Consider the following 17,324-nt stretch of genomic DNA (forward strand, 5'->3'; position numbering starts at 1 on the left):
GCTTCAGGACTCCAGGTCATGCCGGTTGACCCGGTCTTCCAGACGATTTTGCAAATGCGCCAGGATGCTCGCCAGGATCCAGTAGATCAGGGCTGCGGAGAGGTACATGGTGAAAATTTCGAAGGTTCGCGCAGACACCAGTTGCGCCTGGCGGAACAGCTCGGGCACCTGGATGGTGGCGGCCAGCGCCGTGTCCTTGACCAGCGAAATAAAACTGTTGCCCAGCGGCGGCAACGCCGTGCGCATCGCCTGCGGCAGGATGGCCCGGCGCAGGGTCTGCGCACGGGTCATGCCGATACTGGCGGCAGCTTCCCACTGGCCACGCTCGATGGAGGCGATGGCGGCGCGCAGGATTTCACAGGCGTAGGCGGCCATGTTCAGCGAAAAGCCGATCATGGCGGCCGGGATCGGATCCAGCTCGATGCCCACTTGCGGCAAGCCGTAGTAGATCAAAAACAGCTGTACCAGCAAGGGCGTGCCGCGAAAGAACGACACGTAGACACGGGCAATCCAACTGACCAACTTGAAGCGCGACAAACGCATCAAGGCCAGGCCGAAGCCCAGCACCAAACCGAAAAACATCCCGCCCAGGCTAAGAATCACCGTGTAATACGCGCCCTTGAGCAGAAAGGGCGCGGAGTCCAGCGCGAGTTGGAAACCTGCTTCCATTATTGAGTGACGTCAGCGTTGAAGTATTTCTCGGACAGCTTTTTCAAGGTGCCGTCGGCGCGCAGCTTGTCCAGAGCCTGGTTCACAGCGGCCAGCAGCTCAGGCTCGCCTTTGCGCAGGGCAATACCGGCTTCCTGACGGGAGAAGGCATCACCGGCGGCAGCGGTGTCCGGGGCTTTCTTGGCGTATTCCAAAGCCGCGAGGCGGTCGATCAGGATGGCGTCGATGCGGCCGATGCGCAGGTCCTGGAACTTGGTCGGGTCGTCGTTATAGGTCTTGATGATGGCTTTGGGTTGGTTGTCCTTGAGCCATTGTTCGTAGTTGGTGCCCAGGCCCACGCCAACCTTCTTGCCGGCCAGGTCGTCGGCGGTCTTGATGGTGTCGACGTTTTTCTTCAGGACCAGCGCCTGGATACCCGAGACAGTGTAAGGCTTGGAGAAGTCGTATTTCTTCTTGCGCTCTTCGGAGATGGTCACTTGGTTGACCACGGCGTCCAGGCGCTTGGACTCAAGGGCTGCGAGGATGCCGTCCCACGGGGTGGCTTGCAGCTTGACCTTGACGCCCAGCTCTTTGGCCAAGGCTTCGGAAAGCTCAACCTCGAACCCGCTGAGCTTGCCGCTTTCATCGACAAAGCTGAACGGTGGATAGGTGCCTTCCAGGCCGATCTTGATCTCGCCGGCTTTCTTGATGTTGCCCAGTTGTTCACCGGCAACCGCCTGCCCCAGCAGGCCCGCCCCGAGAGCCAGGCCCAAAGTGCCAACCAACAACGTGCGACGGAATACAGAAATAGTCATGAAGAGCCCCTGTGTTTTTTATGTTGAGCGAAGCAGGTGACGCAGTAGTCGTATCCTGCCTTAAAGCGCGTAGCGCGTCTTCGCCTACGGCGCGATGATAAAGCCGGTTTTTAAGACTTGAAAATAATATAAATCTAAATTCATATTCTATTTTTGAATATATGTTGAGTCTAATGTGGGAGGGAGCTTGCCCCCGATAGCGGTGGGTCAGTGATACATGCATAAACTGACACTGCCCTATCGGGGGCAAGCCCCCTCCCACATTTAGCCTGCGTTTATTCAGTTGAAAACCGAGTCATAGGCAAACAATGCCGGGGCCCCACCGGTGTGCAGGAAAATAATCGGGCCATCCTCGAACCGCTGACGCCCGATACCGTCCAGCAAGCCGGCCATGGCCTTGCCAGTGTAGACCGGGTCCAGCAGCAGGCCTTCCTGGCTTGCCAATAGCTTGACCGCCGAAAGGGTGCCGGCGTTCGGTTCGCCATAACGCGGGCCGAAATATTCGTCCCACAGGATCACCTTGAAGGCGTCGGGGATCGCCACGCCCAGCAACTCGGCGGTGCGTTCGGCCAGGCCCTGCACTTTCGGGCGCTGGGCTTCGTCGGTACGCGACACGGTGACGCCCATCACCGGCAGGTTCGGCAGCACTTCGCTCAAGGCCAGGGCCAGGCCACTGTGAGTCCCGGCACTGCCGGACGCCAGCACCACGGCGGCAAAGTCGATGCCGCTGTCTTGGATCTGTCCGGCCAGCTCCAGGCCGGCGCGCACATAACCCAGGGCGCCGAGGGCATTGGAGCCGCCGATGGGCACCAGGTACGGCTTCTTGCCGTTGCTGCGCAGACGGTCGGCGAGGGCGTTGAGCTGGTCGTCGACGTTGTCGAGGTTCTCCACCAATTCTACCTTGGCGTCGAACAGGTCCAGCAGCAGGCGGTTGCCGTTGCCCAGGTAGCTAGGGTCTTCGGTGCCGGTGGGGTTTTCCAGCAGGGCGACACAGCCCAGGCCAAGCTTGGCAGCCAGCGCAGCCGTCTGGCGCACATGGTTGGACTGGATGGCGCCGGCGGTCACCAGGGTGTCGGCGCCCTGGGCGATGGCATCGGCGGCGAGGTATTCGAGTTTGCGCAGCTTGTTACCGCCCATGGCCAGCGGCGTGGTGTCGTCGCGTTTGACGTAGATGTCCCGGCCCAGCCAAGTCGACAGCCGCTCGAGTTTTTCCAGGGCAGTGGCGCCGCCCAGCAGGTCCAGGCGATTAAAACGTTCGAGCTGTTGTTTGATCATGGTTACGCACGGTTGCTGAGTGGTGGGGCGACTATAGGCAGGCACTTTTCATCGGGCAACCGACAATCGCTTATGTCGGATGGTTCTTAGCATCGCACCATTGGTTCTTAAGGGCGGCCAGGGTGCATACCGTAAAGTGAGGGCCATTTCGTCAGGAGTGAATACCGTGAGTGAGCGTTCCAGTCATTGGCAATTACAGACCATCGTCAGCCAACTGCGCGGCGCCCGGGACCAGTGGCGAACGCGCAACGGTCGCTTGAGTGGTGAACATGGCGGCCGTGAGCTGCCATCGCGCGAAGCCGTGGCGCAGATCCTTGAAGCCTTGTGCGGTGCGTTGTTCCCGATGCGCCTGGGGCCGGTGGACCTGCGTGAAGAAAGTGAAGACTTTTACGTCGGCCATACCCTCGATGTCGCCCTCAACGCATTGCTGGCCCAGGCGCGCCTGGAACTGCGTTACGCCGCGCGCCAAGGCGGCCAGGATGACAGCGCGGTCGACGCCCTTGCCATCCGCCTGATCCAGGATTTCGCCCTGGCCTTGCCGTCCCTGCGCAGCCTGTTGGACACCGACGTGTTGGCCGCCTATCACGGCGACCCGGCCGCGCGCAGTGTGGATGAAGTGCTGCTGTGCTATCCGGGGATCCTGGCAGTGATTCACCATCGCTTGGCGCACCACCTGTATCGCGCCGGTTTGCCGCTGTTGGCGCGCATCAGTTCAGAGATTGCCCACTCGGCCACCGGTATCGATATCCACCCCGGCGCCCAGATTGGCCCTAGCTTTTTCATCGACCACGGGACGGGCGTGGTGATTGGCGAAACCGCGATCATCGGCGAGCGAGTGCGCATCTACCAAGCGGTGACGCTGGGCGCCAAGCGCTTCCCGGCGGATGAAGATGGGCAGTTGCAGAAAGGGCACCCGCGCCATCCGATCGTTGAGGATGACGTGGTGATCTACGCCGGCGCGACGATCCTGGGGCGCATCACCATCGGCAAGGGCTCGACCATCGGCGGTAATGTGTGGCTGACGCGCAGCGTGCCGGCGGGAGCGAATATTACCCAGGCGAATTTGCAGCATGAGGACGGCGCGCAGAAGTAAAGCACCTGCACAAATACCCTGTGGGAGGGGGCTTGCTCCCGATAGCGGAGTGTCAGTCAATAATGAATTGGCTGAACCACCGCCATCGGGGGCACGCCCCTCCCACATTTTGTGTGCATTTCACCTCCAGACCGCTGAACGATTTCCCCTTCTCGCCCGTCATACCAGTCCTTGAGCTAGTGTAGGAATCACCTACCACTCAGCCTTGCGATTAGTCCCAGACCGCCTATCCATGTTTAACTTGAATGCTCGTTCAAGTTAAACCCGGTGGTTCGCTGCCCGCTCACAACAGGAGGCTTACCTTTGCTGAGTCCGTTATTGACAGCCACATCTCACACACCAGGGGTGCATCGTTCATGAGTGCATCGTCCACCCCAGCCAGCGGCATGGTGCGCATGAATGCGCCCGTCTTCTACTTTGCCGCGACCTTCATCCTGCTGTTCGGCATCACGGTCATCGCTATCCCGCAACAGGCCGGTGCCTGGTTGCTGGCGGCGCAAAACTGGGCGGCCAATACGGTCGGCTGGTACTACATGTTGGCGATGACCCTGTATCTGGTCTTCGTGGTGGTCACCGCGCTATCGGGCTACGGCAAGATAAAACTCGGTGCCGACCACGACGAGCCCGAATTCAGTTACCTGTCCTGGGCCGGCATGCTGTTCGCCGCCGGCATCAGTATCACGCTGTTCTTTTTCTGCGTGTCCGAGCCGCTGACGCACCTGGTGCAACCGCCACAGGGCGCGCCGCTCAACGCCGACGCCGCGCGTCAGGCCATGCAGGTGCTGTTTCTGCATTGGGGCTTGCATGGCTGGGGCGTGTTCGCCTTTGTCGGCATGGCTTTGGCGTACTTCGCTTACCGTCATAACCTGCCGCTGGCATTGCGATCGGCGCTGTACCCACTGATCGGCAAGCGCATCAACGGCCCTATCGGTTATGCGGTGGATGGCTTCGGCATCATCGCCACGGTGTTCGGCCTCGGCGCCGATATGGGCTTTGGTGTGCTGCACCTCAACTCCGGGCTCGATTACCTGTTTGGCATCGCCCACACCCAGTGGATCCAGGTTGGCTTGATCACCCTGATGATGGGCGCCGCGATCCTGGTCGCCGTGGCCGGCGTCGATAAAGGCGTGCGGGTGATGTCCGACATCAACATGCTGCTGGCCTGTGCGCTGCTGCTGTTCGTGTTGTTCGCCGGGCCCACCCAGCACTTGCTCAACACCTTGATACAGAACATCGGTGACTACTTGGGCGCCTTGCCGACCAAGAGCTTCGACGTGTACGCCTACGATAAACCGAGCGACTGGCTGGGCGGTTGGACCGTGTTCTACTGGGCCTGGTGGATCGCATGGTCGCCGTTCGTGGGCCTGTTTATCGCGCGTATTTCCCGTGGTCGTACCATCCGTGAATTCGTCTTCGGCGTACTGCTGATCCCGCTGGGCTTTACCCTGGCGTGGATGTCGATTTTCGGCAACAGCGCCATCGACCAAGTGCTCAACCACGGCATGGTCGCACTCGGCCAGTCGGCCATCGATGACCCGTCGATGAGCCTCTACCTGCTGCTGGAAACCTACCCGTGGAGCAAGACCGTCATCGCGGTCACGGTGTTTATCAGCTTCGTGTTCTTCGTCACCTCGGCAGACTCGGGCACCGTCGTGCTGTCGACGCTGTCGTCCAAGGGCGGCAACGCCGATGAAGACGGGCCGAAGTGGCTGCGGGTGTTCTGGGGGGCGATGACCGCGCTGGTCACCAGTGCCTTGTTGTTCGCCGGCAGTATCGATTCGCTCAAGTCAGCGGTGGTGCTGACCTCGTTGCCGTTCTCGATGATCCTGCTGCTGATGATGTGGGGACTGCACAAAGCCTTCCATCTGGAATCGCAGAAGCAGATCGCCCAGCTGCATTCGCTGGCGCCGATCTCGGCGGCGCGCAAGGGGCGTGGCGGCTGGCGCCAGCGCCTGAGCCAGGCTGTGCACTTCCCGTCGCGTGACGAGGTGTACCGCTTCCTTGAGGCAACGGTGCGTCCGGCCATCGAAGAAGTGACGGCGGTGTTTGTCGAGAAGGGCCTGAATGTGGTGACTCAGCCCGACCCGGCCAACGACAGCGTGAGCCTGGAAATCGGCCATGGCGAGGAGCATCCCTTCGTCTACCAGGTGCAGATGCGCGGTTACTTCACACCGTCCTTCGCCCGTGGTGGTATGGGCTCCAAAGAGCTCAACAACCGTCGCTACTACCGGGCGGAAGTGCACTTGAGTGAGGGCAGCCAGGACTACGACTTGGTGGGCTACACGAAGGAGCAGATCATCAACGACATCCTCGACCAGTACGAACGGCATCTGCAGTTCCTGCACTTGGTACGTTAGTCGCCTGTGGGAGCGGGCTTGCCCGCTCCTTAAACCCCGCAAAGCCCCGTTCTAGAGGGCTTTCTTAAATTTAATTTCATCCGTCAAACCCTCGGTTTGACGCGCAACTGTCATCTGGCCACTGCGTAATTGTGTGAAGCGTTTGACGCTTTCATTTCAAAACAGTGACGGAGACCGGTACCGATGAAGACGTTATTAAGCCCCGTGGTGGGTGCCGCCATGGCGAGCTTTATGCTGTCCGCCCATGCCGATTTTATCGATGACAGCCACGCTGATGTGACCCTGCTCAATCGCTATCTCAACCAGCAGGGGCGTGATGTGGTGAACAGCAACGCCAAGGCCCACAGCATTCGCGATTGGGGCCAGGGCTTCGAGTTCAACTTCAAGTCCGGCTACACCGAGGGGCCGGTGGGGTTTGGCCTGGATCTGCAGGCGTTCTACGGGTTGAAACTGGACTCGGGTGGCGACCTCAACGACAAGGATCACCAGGGCCGTTACCCCGGCAGCATGTTCCCGCTGGACAACGGCAAGTCCGCCGACCAGTTCGGCGTGCTGAGCCCGACGTTCAAGATGCGTTTTGCCAAGGATGAACTGCGCGTCGGTACGCTCTACGGCAACAACCCAGTACTGGCCAACACCGACGGGCGCCTTTACCAGCAGACCAACACGGGTGTGCAGCTGGTGTCCAAAGACCTCAGCGACTTCACCTTCACCGGCGGCGATATCTTCAAGACCAAGATCCGCAACGAAACCGGCGACCAGGGCATGATCACTGCCGGGGGGACCCAAGAGAGTGATCGCTTCCTGTTCGGCGGCGCGGATTACACCGGTATACAGAACACCACGGTCAGCCTGTGGTACTCCAACCTTGAGGATTACTACCAGCAGTTCTTCCTCGGCGCCAAGCGCCATGACGCCTTGTCCGTGGGCGCCATCGACACCGACGTGCGCGTGTTCCGCAGCCTGGGCGTGGGTGGCAACGCCGATGGCGACAAAGACTTTGCGGCGGCCGGCCTCTATGGTGACGGCACCGGCAAAGGCCGCATCAACCAGACCACCGCCAGCTTGCTCGAGAGCTACAGCCTGGACGGTCACACCGTCGGCCTGGGGATCCAGAAGAACAGCGGCGACAGCGACTTCCCGTACTTGGATTCCGGCCTGAACAGCGGCGACAACCGCCAGGGCCCCGGTTCAGGTGCCGACACCCCGGCGCTGACCAACCTGCAGTTGAATAAATTCCAGCATGCCGGTGAGCGCACCTGGCTGGCGCAGTACAAATATGACTTCGGCACACTCGGCCTCACCGGCCTGACGTTCTCCGCCGGCTACGCCCACGGCGATGACATCCGCACGGCGCAGGGCACTACCAGCGAATGGGAGCGTGACGTTGCCGTGGCCTATCAAGTACCCACCGGCACCCTCAAAGGCCTCGGTGTGACCTGGAAAAACGCCCACGCCAGCCCGGATATCACCGGCGCCACCGTGCAGGATGAAAACCGCCTCTATGTCAGCTATGTCGTTCCACTCTGGTAGGAAATTGCTGTAAAACGGACAGGCAGACTTAAGCGATTCAGCTGGTTAAAAGGCCTGGGAATATCGTTATTCCCAGGCCTTATTTGCCTACGTCCAAGAGAGGATTCGATGACTTACATTGCTGCCGAAAACCGCTATGAATCTATCCCGTATCGCCGCGTAGGCCGCAGTGGATTGGTGCTGCCGGCACTGTCCCTGGGCCTGTGGCACAACTTTGGCGACAGCACCCCGATCGACACCCAGCGCGCCCTGCTGCGCACCGCATTCGACCTGGGGATCAACCACTTCGACCTGGCCAACAACTACGGCCCGCCCTATGGCAGCGCCGAGATCAACTTCGGCCGTTTGCTGCGCGAAGACTTCAAGCACTACCGCGATGAACTGATCATCTCCAGCAAGGCCGGTTGGGACATGTGGCCCGGTCCTTATGGCCAGGGCGGCGGTTCGCGCAAATACGTGCTGGCGAGCCTGGACCAGAGCCTGCAGCGCCTGGGCGTTGACTACGTGGATATTTTTTACTCCCACCGTTTTGACGCCGACACCCCGCTGGAAGAAACCGCCAGCGCCCTCGCCACCGCCGTGCAGCAAGGCAAGGCGTTGTACATCGGTATCTCGTCCTATTCGGGGGTAAAAACCCGCGAAATCGCCGCCCTGCTCAATGAGTGGAAAGTGCCGCTGCTGATCCACCAACCGGCTTACAACCTGCTCAACCGCTGGGTGGAAAAAGACCTGCTGGACACCACCGAAGAACTCGGTGCCGGGGTGATTGCCTTCACGCCGCTGGCCCAAGGGCTGCTGACTGACAAATACCTCAACGGCGTGCCGGCCGATGCGCGAGTGAATCGGCCGGGTGGCGGTTCGTTGCAGGCCAAGCACCTGTCCGAAGCCAACATCGCCCACGTGCGGGCGCTGAATGAAATTGCCCAGCGGCGTGGCCAGAGCCTGGCGCAACTGGCATTGGCCTGGACGTTGCGTGATCCACGGGTGACCAGTGCGTTGATTGGTGCGAGCCGGCCGGAGCAGATTATTGAAAACGTCGGGGCGTTGAAGAATTTGAGCTTCAGCGCCGAAGAACTGGCGGAGATTGATCGGTTCGCGCAGGAAGGCGGGATCAACCTGTGGGAAAAACCCTCCACTGCTGAATAACCGGTCAATGTGGGAGGGGGCTTGCTCCCGATAGCGGTAGATCAGTCAGTGATTGGTTGACTGACAAACTGCCATCGGGGGCAAGCCCGCTCCCACATTTGATTTATGCCAGGCTTTAGAAGGGGATGTCCCCCAAAATCGTGGCCCGATGCATCACCCGCCGTTGCGGCCGGTAGTCATCCACCGCGTAATGCTGCGTCACGCGGTTATCCCAGAACGCCACATCGTTTTCCTGCCAACGCCAGCGGATGGTGAACTCCGGGCGTGTCGCGTGGGCGAACAACAGCTTGAGGATCGCCTCGCTTTCCGCCGGCTCAAGCTCATTGATTGTGGTGGTAAACCCCTCACTCACGAACAGCGACTTACGCCCACTCACCGGATGCGTACGCACCACCGGGTGTGACAGCGGTGGGTTCTTCTTGCGGGTTTCTTCCCAGCGCACCAGGTCATCGGCGGTGTTGCCAAAGCGCTCCAGCGGGAAGGATTTGGTGAAGTCATGCGTCGCGGTCAGCCCGTCGAGCAACCGCTTGAACGGTTCGGACAATGCCTCATACGCCGCGATCCCGCTGGCCCACAACGTGTCGCCACCAAACGCCGGCAGCAGCTTGGCGCTGAGCACCGCACCGAGCGCCGGGGTGGGCAGGAAGGTCACGTCGGTGTGCCACACGGCGTTGTCGCGCACGTCGGTGACGGCGGTGTCGAGGATCAGCACTTCGGGCTGTTCCGGTACGTTGGGGTAAATCGGGTGGATATGCAGGTCGCCGAAATTCGCCGCAAACCGCGCTTGCTGCTGCGGGTTGATGGCTTGGCCTCGGAAGAACAGCACCGAGTGCGTGAGCAACGCCTGTTCAATGGCGTGGCGCTGCTCGAGGTCCAGCGGCTGGGTGATGTCGACGCCACTGATCTGGGCGCCCAGTGCGGTACTTAAGGGGGTAACGGTCAGGCTGCTCATGCGGTTCTCACTCAATGTGCCTGGCCATGCCAAGGCACCAGTTTGCGTTGCAGTGCACGCAAGCCCATTTCCATGGCGAAGGCGATCAAGGCGATGACCAGGATCCCCAGCACCACCACGTCGGTGACCAGGAACTGCGCCGCTGACTGCACCATGAAGCCCAGGCCGCTGGTGGCGGCGATCAATTCTGCGGCGACCAATGTCGACCAACCCACACCCAGCCCGATGCGTACGCCGGTGAGGATATCGGGCAGGGCGCTCGGCAGGATCACATGACGAATCAACTGCGCACGGCTGGCGCCCAGCGACTGCGCGGCGCGCAGCTTGGCCGGGTCGACCGTGCGCACGCCGGTTGCCGTGGCGATGGCAATGGGCGCAAAGATCGCCAAGTAAATCAGCAGCACCTTGGACAGCTCGCCGATGCCGCACCAGATCACGATCAACGGCAGATAGGCCAGGGGTGGGATCGGTCGGTAGAACTCGATCAGTGGGTCGAGCACACCCCGGGCGACACGATTGGAACCGATGGCAATGCCCACGGGCACGGCGGTCAGCACGGCAAAACCCAGGCCCAGGCCGATACGGCTGAGGCTCGCGCCCAAGTGCTGCCACAAGGTGGAATCCATGTAGCCGCTGGTCGCCAACAGCCAGCCTTTTTGCAGCACGGCGGACGGCGGTGGCAGGAATAAGGGTTCGATCAAACCGGTGGCGGTCACGGCCCACCAGAGGGCCAACAAGGTGAACAGGGTCAGCAGGCTGATCCAGCGCGTACTCAAGCTGCGACGCACCGGAATAACCGCGTGCGCCACTGGCTGGGTGGTGGTGGCGGGGAGTTCGTAGCTGCTCATGCGGACACCTGCCGTTGGGAGAACACTTTGCTCAGCACGTGTTCGCGGGTTTCGATAAAGCGCGGGTCGGACTTGATCGCCCGCGCCGATTCACCGGCGGCGTAGCGCTGGCCGAAGTCCAGGCTTAGGCGTTCGACGATCTGGCCGGGGTTGGGTGCCAGCAGGATCAGGTCGGTGGCGAGAAATACCGCCTCTTCGATGTCGTGGGTGATCAGGAACACCGGCTTGGCCGTGCGCCGCCAGACTTGCAGCAACAGCTCCTGCATCTGCTCGCGGGTGAAGGCATCGAGGGCGCCGAAGGGTTCGTCCATCAGCAGTACGCGCGGGTCGGCAGCCAACGCGCGGGCCAGGCCGACACGTTGCTTCTGGCCGCCGGAAAGCTGCCAGATACGGCGGCTGTCGAAACCAGCGAGGTCAACCAGCGCAAGCATTTCCCGGGCGCGGACTTCGCGTTGCGCCTTGGGCACACCGGCCAGCTCCAGGCCGAAGCCGACATTGGCCAGTACGTCCTGCCAGGGCAGCAGGGCGTCGTCCTGGAACACCACGCCGCGCTCGGCGCTGGGGCCGTTGACCGGCACACCATCGAGGGTGATGCGCCCGGCAGACGGTTCGACAAAGCCGGCAATCAGGTTCAACAGCGAAGTCTTGCCACTGCCGGACGGGCCGAGGGCCACCAGCAATTGCTGGGGCCCCAGGTCGAGTGAAATGTCTGACAGTACCGGTTCTGTGGCGCCTGGGTACTGTGCGCTGATGCGCTCCAGCTGTAGCAAGGCCATCGCAATGAACTCCTCAATCAGTGAGTGATGAATTTGGCACTGACGTAGGGGGCGTAGTCCGGCAGCACCGCGTCGACCTTGCCTTGCTCCTTCAGGAACGCAGCGGTATCGGTGACGGCTTTGGTGGTCGGTGCGCCCAGCAGGGTCACCTGGTCAGCGGCCAGCGGGTAGACGTTGCCTTGCAGCAGCAAGGGGATGTCACTGGCCTTGGCGCCGGAGAGCTTGACCAGTTTGTCGACGTTGCCTTTGTCGGCGAGCCAGGCTTGTGGGTCTTTGCGGTAAGCGGCGTAGGCGTCCAAGGTAACTTTGGCGAACGCGGTGACGATTTCCGGGTGCTTCTCGGCGAAGTCCTTGCGCACGATCCACGCATCGAAGGTCGGCGCGCCGAACTTGGCCAGTTCGCCGGAGGTGATCAGCACCTTGCCGTTCTCTTTGGCGACGCCCAGGGCGGGGTCCCACACGTAGGTCGCGTCGATATCACCACGCTTCCAGGCCGCGATGATTGCCGGTGGCGCGAGGTTGAGGATGGTCACTTTGGACGGGTCGATGTTCCAGTGCTTCAGCGCGGCGAGCAGGCTGTAGTGCCCGGTGGACACGAAGGGCACGGCGACTTTCTTGCCGATCAGGTCCTGCGGGCTGTTGATCCCTGAGCCGTTGCGCGCCACCAGGGCTTCGGCGCCGCCGATCTGGGTGGCGACGAGGAAGGTTTCCACCGGCACTTTGCGGGTGATCGCAGCCGTCAGCGGGCTGGAACCGAGGTAGCCGATCTGTACGTCGCCGGAAGCGATGGCGGCGATGATGTCGGCGCCATTGTCGAATTTGCGCCAGTCGATCTTGGCGTGGGTGGCTTTTTCATAGGCACCGTCGGCCTGGGCGACTTTGGCCGGGTCCACGGTGGTCTGGTAAGCGATGGTCACATCCGCCGCCTGGGCAAACAGGCTGGCACCGGCCAGGGACAACGCGGCCAAGAGGCGCAGAGGGGTTAGCAGTTTCAAGGGGAAGCTCCTCAATCAGGCGGCCGAGGGTCGGCGTGTGAGGAGACTAAATGATCTAAGAATTCGAAAATAAATAACATTTTCGAATTAGCTTATGAGGAGAAAAATGTTGCCCTGTAGTGAGCGGGCTTGCCCCGCGCTGGGTGGCGAAGCCGCCCTAAAATCTGGCGCCGCGTGTTAACTGAAGCAATGCGGTTGCCTTATTGGGGCGGCTTCGCCACCCAGCGCGGGGCAAGCCCGCTCACTACACTAAATTACCCCAACATTTTTTAGTTGCTGATGGCGAGGATGCTGGCTTGGTAGGAGCCGACAAACACATCGAAATCGCCCACTTCGTTCTGCTCCAGCTCCGCCTGCTGTGCCAGCGACGTGCGTGCCAGCTGTTCAAAGCGCGTCTGCTCTTCGGCCGGCAGCGGCTCCTTGCGGAAGTGCTCGGCGTGCAGCTGGCTCTGGTGCAGGGAAAACTGCGCAAAACTTTCCTTACGCTCGGCCATCGCCGCCAGCACCTGGGCCGATGGCGTCAGGGACGGGTCCTTGACCTTGGCCAACTGAGCGTCCAGCGCCTGGCTGTGCTCGGTAATGCCGTGGCTCTCATCCAGCAAGGCGGCCAGCGGTGCGATCTGTTCCAACAGCTCGGCGGCCCATTCCTTCATGTCCACCGCCTGGCCCTGTCGCTGCAGTTGCAGGCCCGGACGGCGACCTTCCTTGACCACGCTGAGGAAGTTGGAGGTGGCGTTGCCGCACTCGTTGTCGGCGAACAGCGGGCTGTCGTTCAGCGCGCAGTACAGCAGGAAGGCGTCGAGGAAACGCGATTCCGGCAGGTCGATGCCCATTGGCAGGAACGGGTTGATGTCCAGGCAGCGAACTTCGATGTACTGGATGCCACGCGCCACCAGCGCCTGGATCGGCCGCTCGCCGGTGTAGGTCACGCGCTTGGGACGGATGTTGGAGTAGTACTCGTTTTCGATCTGCAGGATGTTGGTGTTGAGCTGCACCCACTCACCATCCTTGTGGGTGCCGACCTCGACGTACGGCGCATAGGGCGTTGCCACCGCTTCGCGCAGGCTGTCGGTATAGCTGGCCAGGTCGTTGTAGCATGGCGTGAGGCCGGCCTGGGCGTTGCTCTGGTAACCCAGGTCGCTCATGCGCAGGCTGGTGGCGTACGGCAGGTACAGGGTGTCGGCGTCCAAGACTTCCAACTGGTGCGAACGACCGCGCAGGAAACCAGCGTCCAGGGCTGGCGAGGCACCGAACAGGTACATCAGCAGCCAGCTGTAGCGACGGAAATTACGGATCAGCGCGATGTAGGCGGTGGACTGGTAGTCGCGGTCGGTGCCGACGAACCCTTCAGTCTCCTTGAGCAACGGCCACAACGCTTCCGGCAGGGAAAAGTTGTAGTGGATGCCGGCGATGCATTGCATGGTCTTGCCGTAACGCAGGGCCAGGCCCTTGCGATACACGTACTTGAGCTGGCCGATATTGGAGGTGCCGTAGTAGGCAATCGGAATATCTTCCTCGGCCGGCAACGGGCACGGCATCGAGGGGCTCCACAGGTATTCGCTGCCGAGCTTGGTGTAGGCAAAGCGGTGGATCTTGTCCAGGCTGCTGAGGGTATCGGCCGGGTTGGGCAGCGCGGGAGTGATGAACTCCAGCAGCGATTCCGAGTAGTCGGTGGTGATCAGTTCGTTGGTCAACGCGGCGCCCAGGGCTTCAGGGTGCGGCGTTTGTGCCAGGCGGCCCTCACCCGTGACGCGCAGGCATTCGCGCTCGATGCCGTGCAAGCACTGCTCTAGCAGGGAGAGGTGTTCGCGCTTGCCGAGCAAAGCCAGGCGGCGGTTGAGAAGTTCGCTCAAGTTGGATTCCTTCACGCGTCAGTCGCCCCAATATGGGGGTGGGCAGGACGGTCTACAAGGGTGAAGTTAAAACTGGCGTTATCGCCTGGTTTAGAGTCGATTTGACCCGCTGTGAAAATGCCTACTTCACTCCATGAATTTGGCTACAGCGCGGCAAGAAAATTCCGACGCTGTTGTCGCAGCGCCGAAATTAACTCAAATCGAGGGTGAGGAGCTATAGGACAGCGAAGGTGCCCTGCGCTTTTGCGACAAGTCTTTCGTCCTGGTACACATCCGCCTCGACCACCAGCGTGCGGCGGCCGGCATGAATCACCCGGCTGGTGCACAGCACGTCGCCGTCTTCCACGGCGCGGATGTAATTGATCTTGCACTCGATGGTCGCGCTCTGCTGGTCGAAACCATGTGAGCTGGAACAGGCCAGCCCCATCGTAATGTCCACCAGGCTGAAAATCGCCCCACCATGGAGCTTGCCCGCGCGGTTGCGCAAGTGCGGCTCCAGGGTCAGGGCCACCTCGGCAACGCCTTCTTCAAGGCGCTGCAGGCGGCAGCCGATCAGCTCGCTGAATGCGCTCTGGGTCAACCCGGCCGGGATCTCCATCAGCGTTTCTTCAACTGTTTGGCGTTGGCGAACAGCGAGGCCATGGCGTTGTTGCTTGGGGCCGCCGTGGCGGCTTCCTTGCGCGGTGCATTGTTTTGCGACTGGCGCGGCGCCGAGCCTGGGCGTGCGCCACGGGCACCGTCAATTTTCTCGCCGGGGGTGTCACTCATGCGCATCGACAGGCCGACGCGTTTGCGTGGGATGTCGACTTCCATGACCTTGACCTTGACCACATCACCGGCTTTTACCGCTTCGCGTGGATCCTTGATGAATTTCTCCGAAAGCGCGGAGATGTGCACCAATCCGTCCTGATGCACGCCGATGTCCACAAAGGCGCCGAAGTTGGTCACGTTGGTGACCACACCTTCCAGGATCATGCCCAGCTGCAGGTCCTTGAGGTCTTCGACGCCGTCCTGGAACTCGGCAGTCTTGAACTCGGGACGTGGGTCGCGGCCAGGTTTTTCCAGCTCTTGCAGGATGTCGGTGATGGTCGGTACGCCGAAGGTTTCGTCGGTGTACTTCTTTGGGTCCAGGCGCTTGAGGAACGCGGCGTCACCGATCAGCGAACGGATGTCACGGTCAGTCTCGGCGGCGATGCGTTGCACCAGCGGGTAGGCTTCCGGGTGAACCGCCGAAGCGTCCAGCGGGTTGTCACCGTTCATTACGCGTAGGAAGCCGGCGGATTGTTCGAAGGTTTTTTCACCCAGACGTGCGACTTTTTTCAGTGCCGCACGGGTTTTGAAGGCGCCGTTTTCGTCACGGTGAGTGACGATGTTCTGCGCCAGCGTGGCGTTAAGGCCGGAAATACGCGCCAGCAGAGCCACGGAGGCCGTGTTCACGTCCACGCCCACGGCGTTTACGCAGTCTTCCACGACCGCATCCAGGCCGCGCGCCAGTTTCAGCTGCGACACGTCGTGCTGGTACTGGCCGACGCCGATGGATTTAGGGTCGATCTTCACCAGTTCGGCCAGGGGATCCTGCAGGCGACGGGCGATGGACACCGCGCCACGGATCGACACGTCGAGGTCCGGGAACTCCTTGGACGCCAGTTCCGACGCCGAGTACACCGAAGCACCGGCTTCGGAGACCATGACCTTGGTCATCTTCATGGCTGGGTATTTTTTGATCAGTTCGGCGGCCAGCTTGTCGGTTTCACGGCTGGCGGTGCCGTTGCCGATGGCGATCAGGTCCACCGCGTGCTTGGCGCACAGGGCGGCAAGTATCGCCAGGGTCTGGTCCCATTTATTGTGCGGCACATGCGGATACACAGTGGCGTGGTCCAGCAGCTTGCCGGTGGCGTCGACCACGGCGACCTTGCAGCCGGTACGCAGGCCTGGGTCGAGGCCCAGGGTGGCGCGCGGGCCGGCTGGGGCCGACAGCAGCAGGTCATGCAGGTTGTGGGCGAAGACGTTGATCGCCTCGGTTTCGGCACCGTCGCGCAGCTCGCCGAGCAGGTCGGTTTCCAGGTGGGTGTAGAGCTTGACCTTCCAGGTCCAGCGCACCACTTCACCGAGCCACTTGTCCGCAGGACGGTTCTGATTTTGGATGCCGAATTGTTGACCGATCATGCCTTCGCACGGGTGCATGGTGCCCGGCAGCTCGTCGCCAACCTTCAGCGCGGAGCTGAGAATGCCTTCGTTGCGGCCACGGAAAATGGCGAGTGCACGGTGGGACGGCATGCTCTTGAGCGGTTCGTCATGCTCGAAGTAATCGCGGAACTTGGCGCCTTCTTCCTCTTTGCCGGCGATGACGCGGGCGCTGAGAATGGCTTCCTGCTTGAGGTAAGTACGCAGTTTCTCCAGCAGGCTGGCGTCTTCGGCGAAGCGCTCCATGAGGATGTACTTGGCGCCTTCCAGGGCGGCCTTGACGTCGGCGACGCCTTTTTCGGCGTCGATGAAACGGGCCGCTTCGGTGTCCGGGGTCAGCGACGGGTCGTTGAACAGGCCGTCAGCCAGCTCGCCCAGGCCGGCTTCCAGGGCGATCTGGCCCTTGGTGCGACGCTTCTGTTTGTACGGCAGGTAGAGGTCTTCGAGACGGGTCTTGGTGTCGGCGAGCTTGATGTCGCGCTCAAGCTGCGGGGTCAACTTGCCCTGTTCCTCGATGCTGGCGAGAATGCTGATACGCCGTTCGTCGAGTTCTCGCAGGTAGCGCAGGCGCTCTTCCAGGTGCCGCAATTGGATGTCGTCGAGGCTGCCGGTCACTTCTTTACGGTAACGGGCGATGAAAGGCACCGTGGAGCCTTCATCCAGTAGAGCGACGGCCGCTTCGACCTGTTGTGGGCGTACACCGAGTTCCTCGGCGATGCGGCTGTTGATGCTGTCCATAAAACCACCTGAAATTCTTAAAAGCAGCTCGCAGGCCCGGAGAACAAGGCCTTGGGAGGCTGGTTGAGCGGCCCGACTGGCGCCGCTGCCTGGGTCAAGAGGCAGCCTATT

At 61.4% G+C, this 17,324-nt stretch carries 14 protein-coding genes; 4 read left to right on the forward strand and 10 right to left on the reverse strand.

All coding sequences use genetic code 11. From position 1 onward, the window contains the following. Positions 1-3: 3 nt before the first annotated feature. The 3 genes from tcyL to AC3ZU9_RS06665 all read right to left on the reverse strand — a co-directional run bounded on the left by tcyL (position 4) and on the right by AC3ZU9_RS06665 (position 2,738). The gene (gene tcyL, locus AC3ZU9_RS06655) at positions 4-669 is read right to left on the reverse strand and encodes a cystine ABC transporter permease (protein ID WP_012721670.1); all 666 of its coding nucleotides are present in this window, start codon (positions 667-669) and stop codon (positions 4-6) included. After that, positions 669-1,463, reverse strand: a complete 795-nt coding sequence (gene tcyJ, locus AC3ZU9_RS06660; protein WP_012721671.1) for a cystine ABC transporter substrate-binding protein — start codon at positions 1,461-1,463, stop codon at positions 669-671. Before tcyJ ends, tcyL begins: the two co-directional genes overlap by 1 nt. Positions 1,464-1,742: 279 nt before the next feature. Beyond that, on the reverse strand, positions 1,743-2,738 hold the full coding sequence (locus AC3ZU9_RS06665) for a D-cysteine desulfhydrase (protein ID WP_490090457.1): 996 nt from the start codon (positions 2,736-2,738) through the stop codon (positions 1,743-1,745). 166 nt (positions 2,739-2,904) lie between these two features. On the opposite strand from AC3ZU9_RS06665, the gene epsC reads away from it, so the two are divergent. The 4 genes from epsC (at position 2,905) to mgrA (ending at position 8,867) form a co-directional block, all read left to right on the forward strand. Beyond that, positions 2,905-3,831 (forward strand): serine O-acetyltransferase EpsC, encoded by a 927-nt coding sequence (gene epsC, locus AC3ZU9_RS06670; RefSeq protein ID WP_043204635.1) that lies wholly within the window; start codon positions 2,905-2,907, stop codon positions 3,829-3,831. Positions 3,832-4,226: 395 nt separating this feature from the next. Further along, a complete protein-coding gene (betT, locus tag AC3ZU9_RS06675; protein WP_490090485.1) occupies positions 4,227-6,188 on the forward strand; it encodes a choline transporter BetT in 1,962 nt (653 codons plus the stop codon). A gap of 183 nt (positions 6,189-6,371) precedes the next feature. Continuing rightward, positions 6,372-7,721: an OprD family outer membrane porin gene (locus AC3ZU9_RS06680; RefSeq protein WP_122810929.1), complete on the forward strand. Its 1,350-nt coding sequence runs from the start codon at positions 6,372-6,374 to the stop codon at positions 7,719-7,721. Between the two features lie 108 nt (positions 7,722-7,829). Beyond that, positions 7,830-8,867, forward strand: coding sequence for an L-glyceraldehyde 3-phosphate reductase (gene mgrA / locus AC3ZU9_RS06685; RefSeq protein WP_012721676.1), 1,038 nt, complete (start codon positions 7,830-7,832; stop codon positions 8,865-8,867). A gap of 115 nt (positions 8,868-8,982) precedes the next feature. On the opposite strand, the gene tauD is transcribed toward mgrA, so the two are convergent. The 7 genes from tauD to AC3ZU9_RS06720 form a co-directional block, all read right to left on the reverse strand. After that, positions 8,983-9,819 carry a taurine dioxygenase gene (tauD, locus tag AC3ZU9_RS06690; RefSeq protein WP_490090458.1) on the reverse strand — a complete coding sequence of 279 codons (837 nt, stop codon included), beginning with the start codon at positions 9,817-9,819 and terminating at the stop codon, positions 8,983-8,985. 11 nt (positions 9,820-9,830) lie between these two features. Next, a complete protein-coding gene (gene tauC / locus AC3ZU9_RS06695; RefSeq protein WP_490090459.1) occupies positions 9,831-10,667 on the reverse strand; it encodes a taurine ABC transporter permease TauC in 837 nt (278 codons plus the stop codon). Next, entirely contained in the window at positions 10,664-11,443 is a 780-nt protein-coding gene (tauB, locus tag AC3ZU9_RS06700; RefSeq protein ID WP_320400065.1) for a taurine ABC transporter ATP-binding subunit, read from the reverse strand. The genes tauC and tauB overlap by 4 nt, the downstream gene beginning before the upstream one ends. A 17-nt stretch (positions 11,444-11,460) precedes the next feature. Further along, positions 11,461-12,438 carry a taurine ABC transporter substrate-binding protein gene (gene tauA / locus AC3ZU9_RS06705; protein WP_046034591.1) on the reverse strand — a complete coding sequence of 326 codons (978 nt, stop codon included), beginning with the start codon at positions 12,436-12,438 and terminating at the stop codon, positions 11,461-11,463. A 269-nt stretch (positions 12,439-12,707) separates the two neighbouring features. Continuing rightward, positions 12,708-14,291 (reverse strand): glutamate--cysteine ligase, encoded by a 1,584-nt coding sequence (gshA, locus tag AC3ZU9_RS06710; protein WP_012721681.1) that lies wholly within the window; start codon positions 14,289-14,291, stop codon positions 12,708-12,710. 214 nt (positions 14,292-14,505) lie between these two features. Continuing rightward, positions 14,506-14,889 carry a PaaI family thioesterase gene (locus AC3ZU9_RS06715; RefSeq protein WP_012721682.1) on the reverse strand — a complete coding sequence of 128 codons (384 nt, stop codon included), beginning with the start codon at positions 14,887-14,889 and terminating at the stop codon, positions 14,506-14,508. After that, on the reverse strand, positions 14,889-17,213 hold the full coding sequence (locus tag AC3ZU9_RS06720) for a Tex family protein (protein ID WP_012721683.1): 2,325 nt from the start codon (positions 17,211-17,213) through the stop codon (positions 14,889-14,891). The genes AC3ZU9_RS06715 and AC3ZU9_RS06720 overlap by 1 nt, the downstream gene beginning before the upstream one ends. Positions 17,214-17,324 lie beyond the last annotated feature (111 nt).

Source organism: Pseudomonas sp. A39, from assembly GCF_058145955.1.

What these genes read in the sequence shown, in the direction of transcription:
- tcyL (WP_012721670.1), bottom strand. Translation starts at nt 669, where the DNA reads ATGGAAGCAGGTTTCCAACTCGCGCTGGACTCCGCGCCCTTTCTGCTC.
- tcyJ (WP_012721671.1), bottom strand. Translation starts at nt 1,463, where the DNA reads ATGACTATTTCTGTATTCCGTCGCACGTTGTTGGTTGGCACTTTGGGC.
- AC3ZU9_RS06665 (WP_490090457.1), bottom strand. Translation starts at nt 2,738, where the DNA reads ATGATCAAACAACAGCTCGAACGTTTTAATCGCCTGGACCTGCTGGGC.
- betT (WP_490090485.1), top strand. Translation starts at nt 4,227, where the DNA reads ATGAATGCGCCCGTCTTCTACTTTGCCGCGACCTTCATCCTGCTGTTC.
- AC3ZU9_RS06680 (WP_122810929.1), top strand. Translation starts at nt 6,372, where the DNA reads ATGAAGACGTTATTAAGCCCCGTGGTGGGTGCCGCCATGGCGAGCTTT.
- mgrA (WP_012721676.1), top strand. Translation starts at nt 7,830, where the DNA reads ATGACTTACATTGCTGCCGAAAACCGCTATGAATCTATCCCGTATCGC.
- tauD (WP_490090458.1), bottom strand. Translation starts at nt 9,819, where the DNA reads ATGAGCAGCCTGACCGTTACCCCCTTAAGTACCGCACTGGGCGCCCAG.
- tauC (WP_490090459.1), bottom strand. Translation starts at nt 10,667, where the DNA reads ATGAGCAGCTACGAACTCCCCGCCACCACCACCCAGCCAGTGGCGCAC.
- tauB (WP_320400065.1), bottom strand. Translation starts at nt 11,443, where the DNA reads ATGGCCTTGCTACAGCTGGAGCGCATCAGCGCACAGTACCCAGGCGCC.
- AC3ZU9_RS06715 (WP_012721682.1), bottom strand. Translation starts at nt 14,889, where the DNA reads ATGGAGATCCCGGCCGGGTTGACCCAGAGCGCATTCAGCGAGCTGATC.
- AC3ZU9_RS06720 (WP_012721683.1), bottom strand. Translation starts at nt 17,213, where the DNA reads ATGGACAGCATCAACAGCCGCATCGCCGAGGAACTCGGTGTACGCCCA.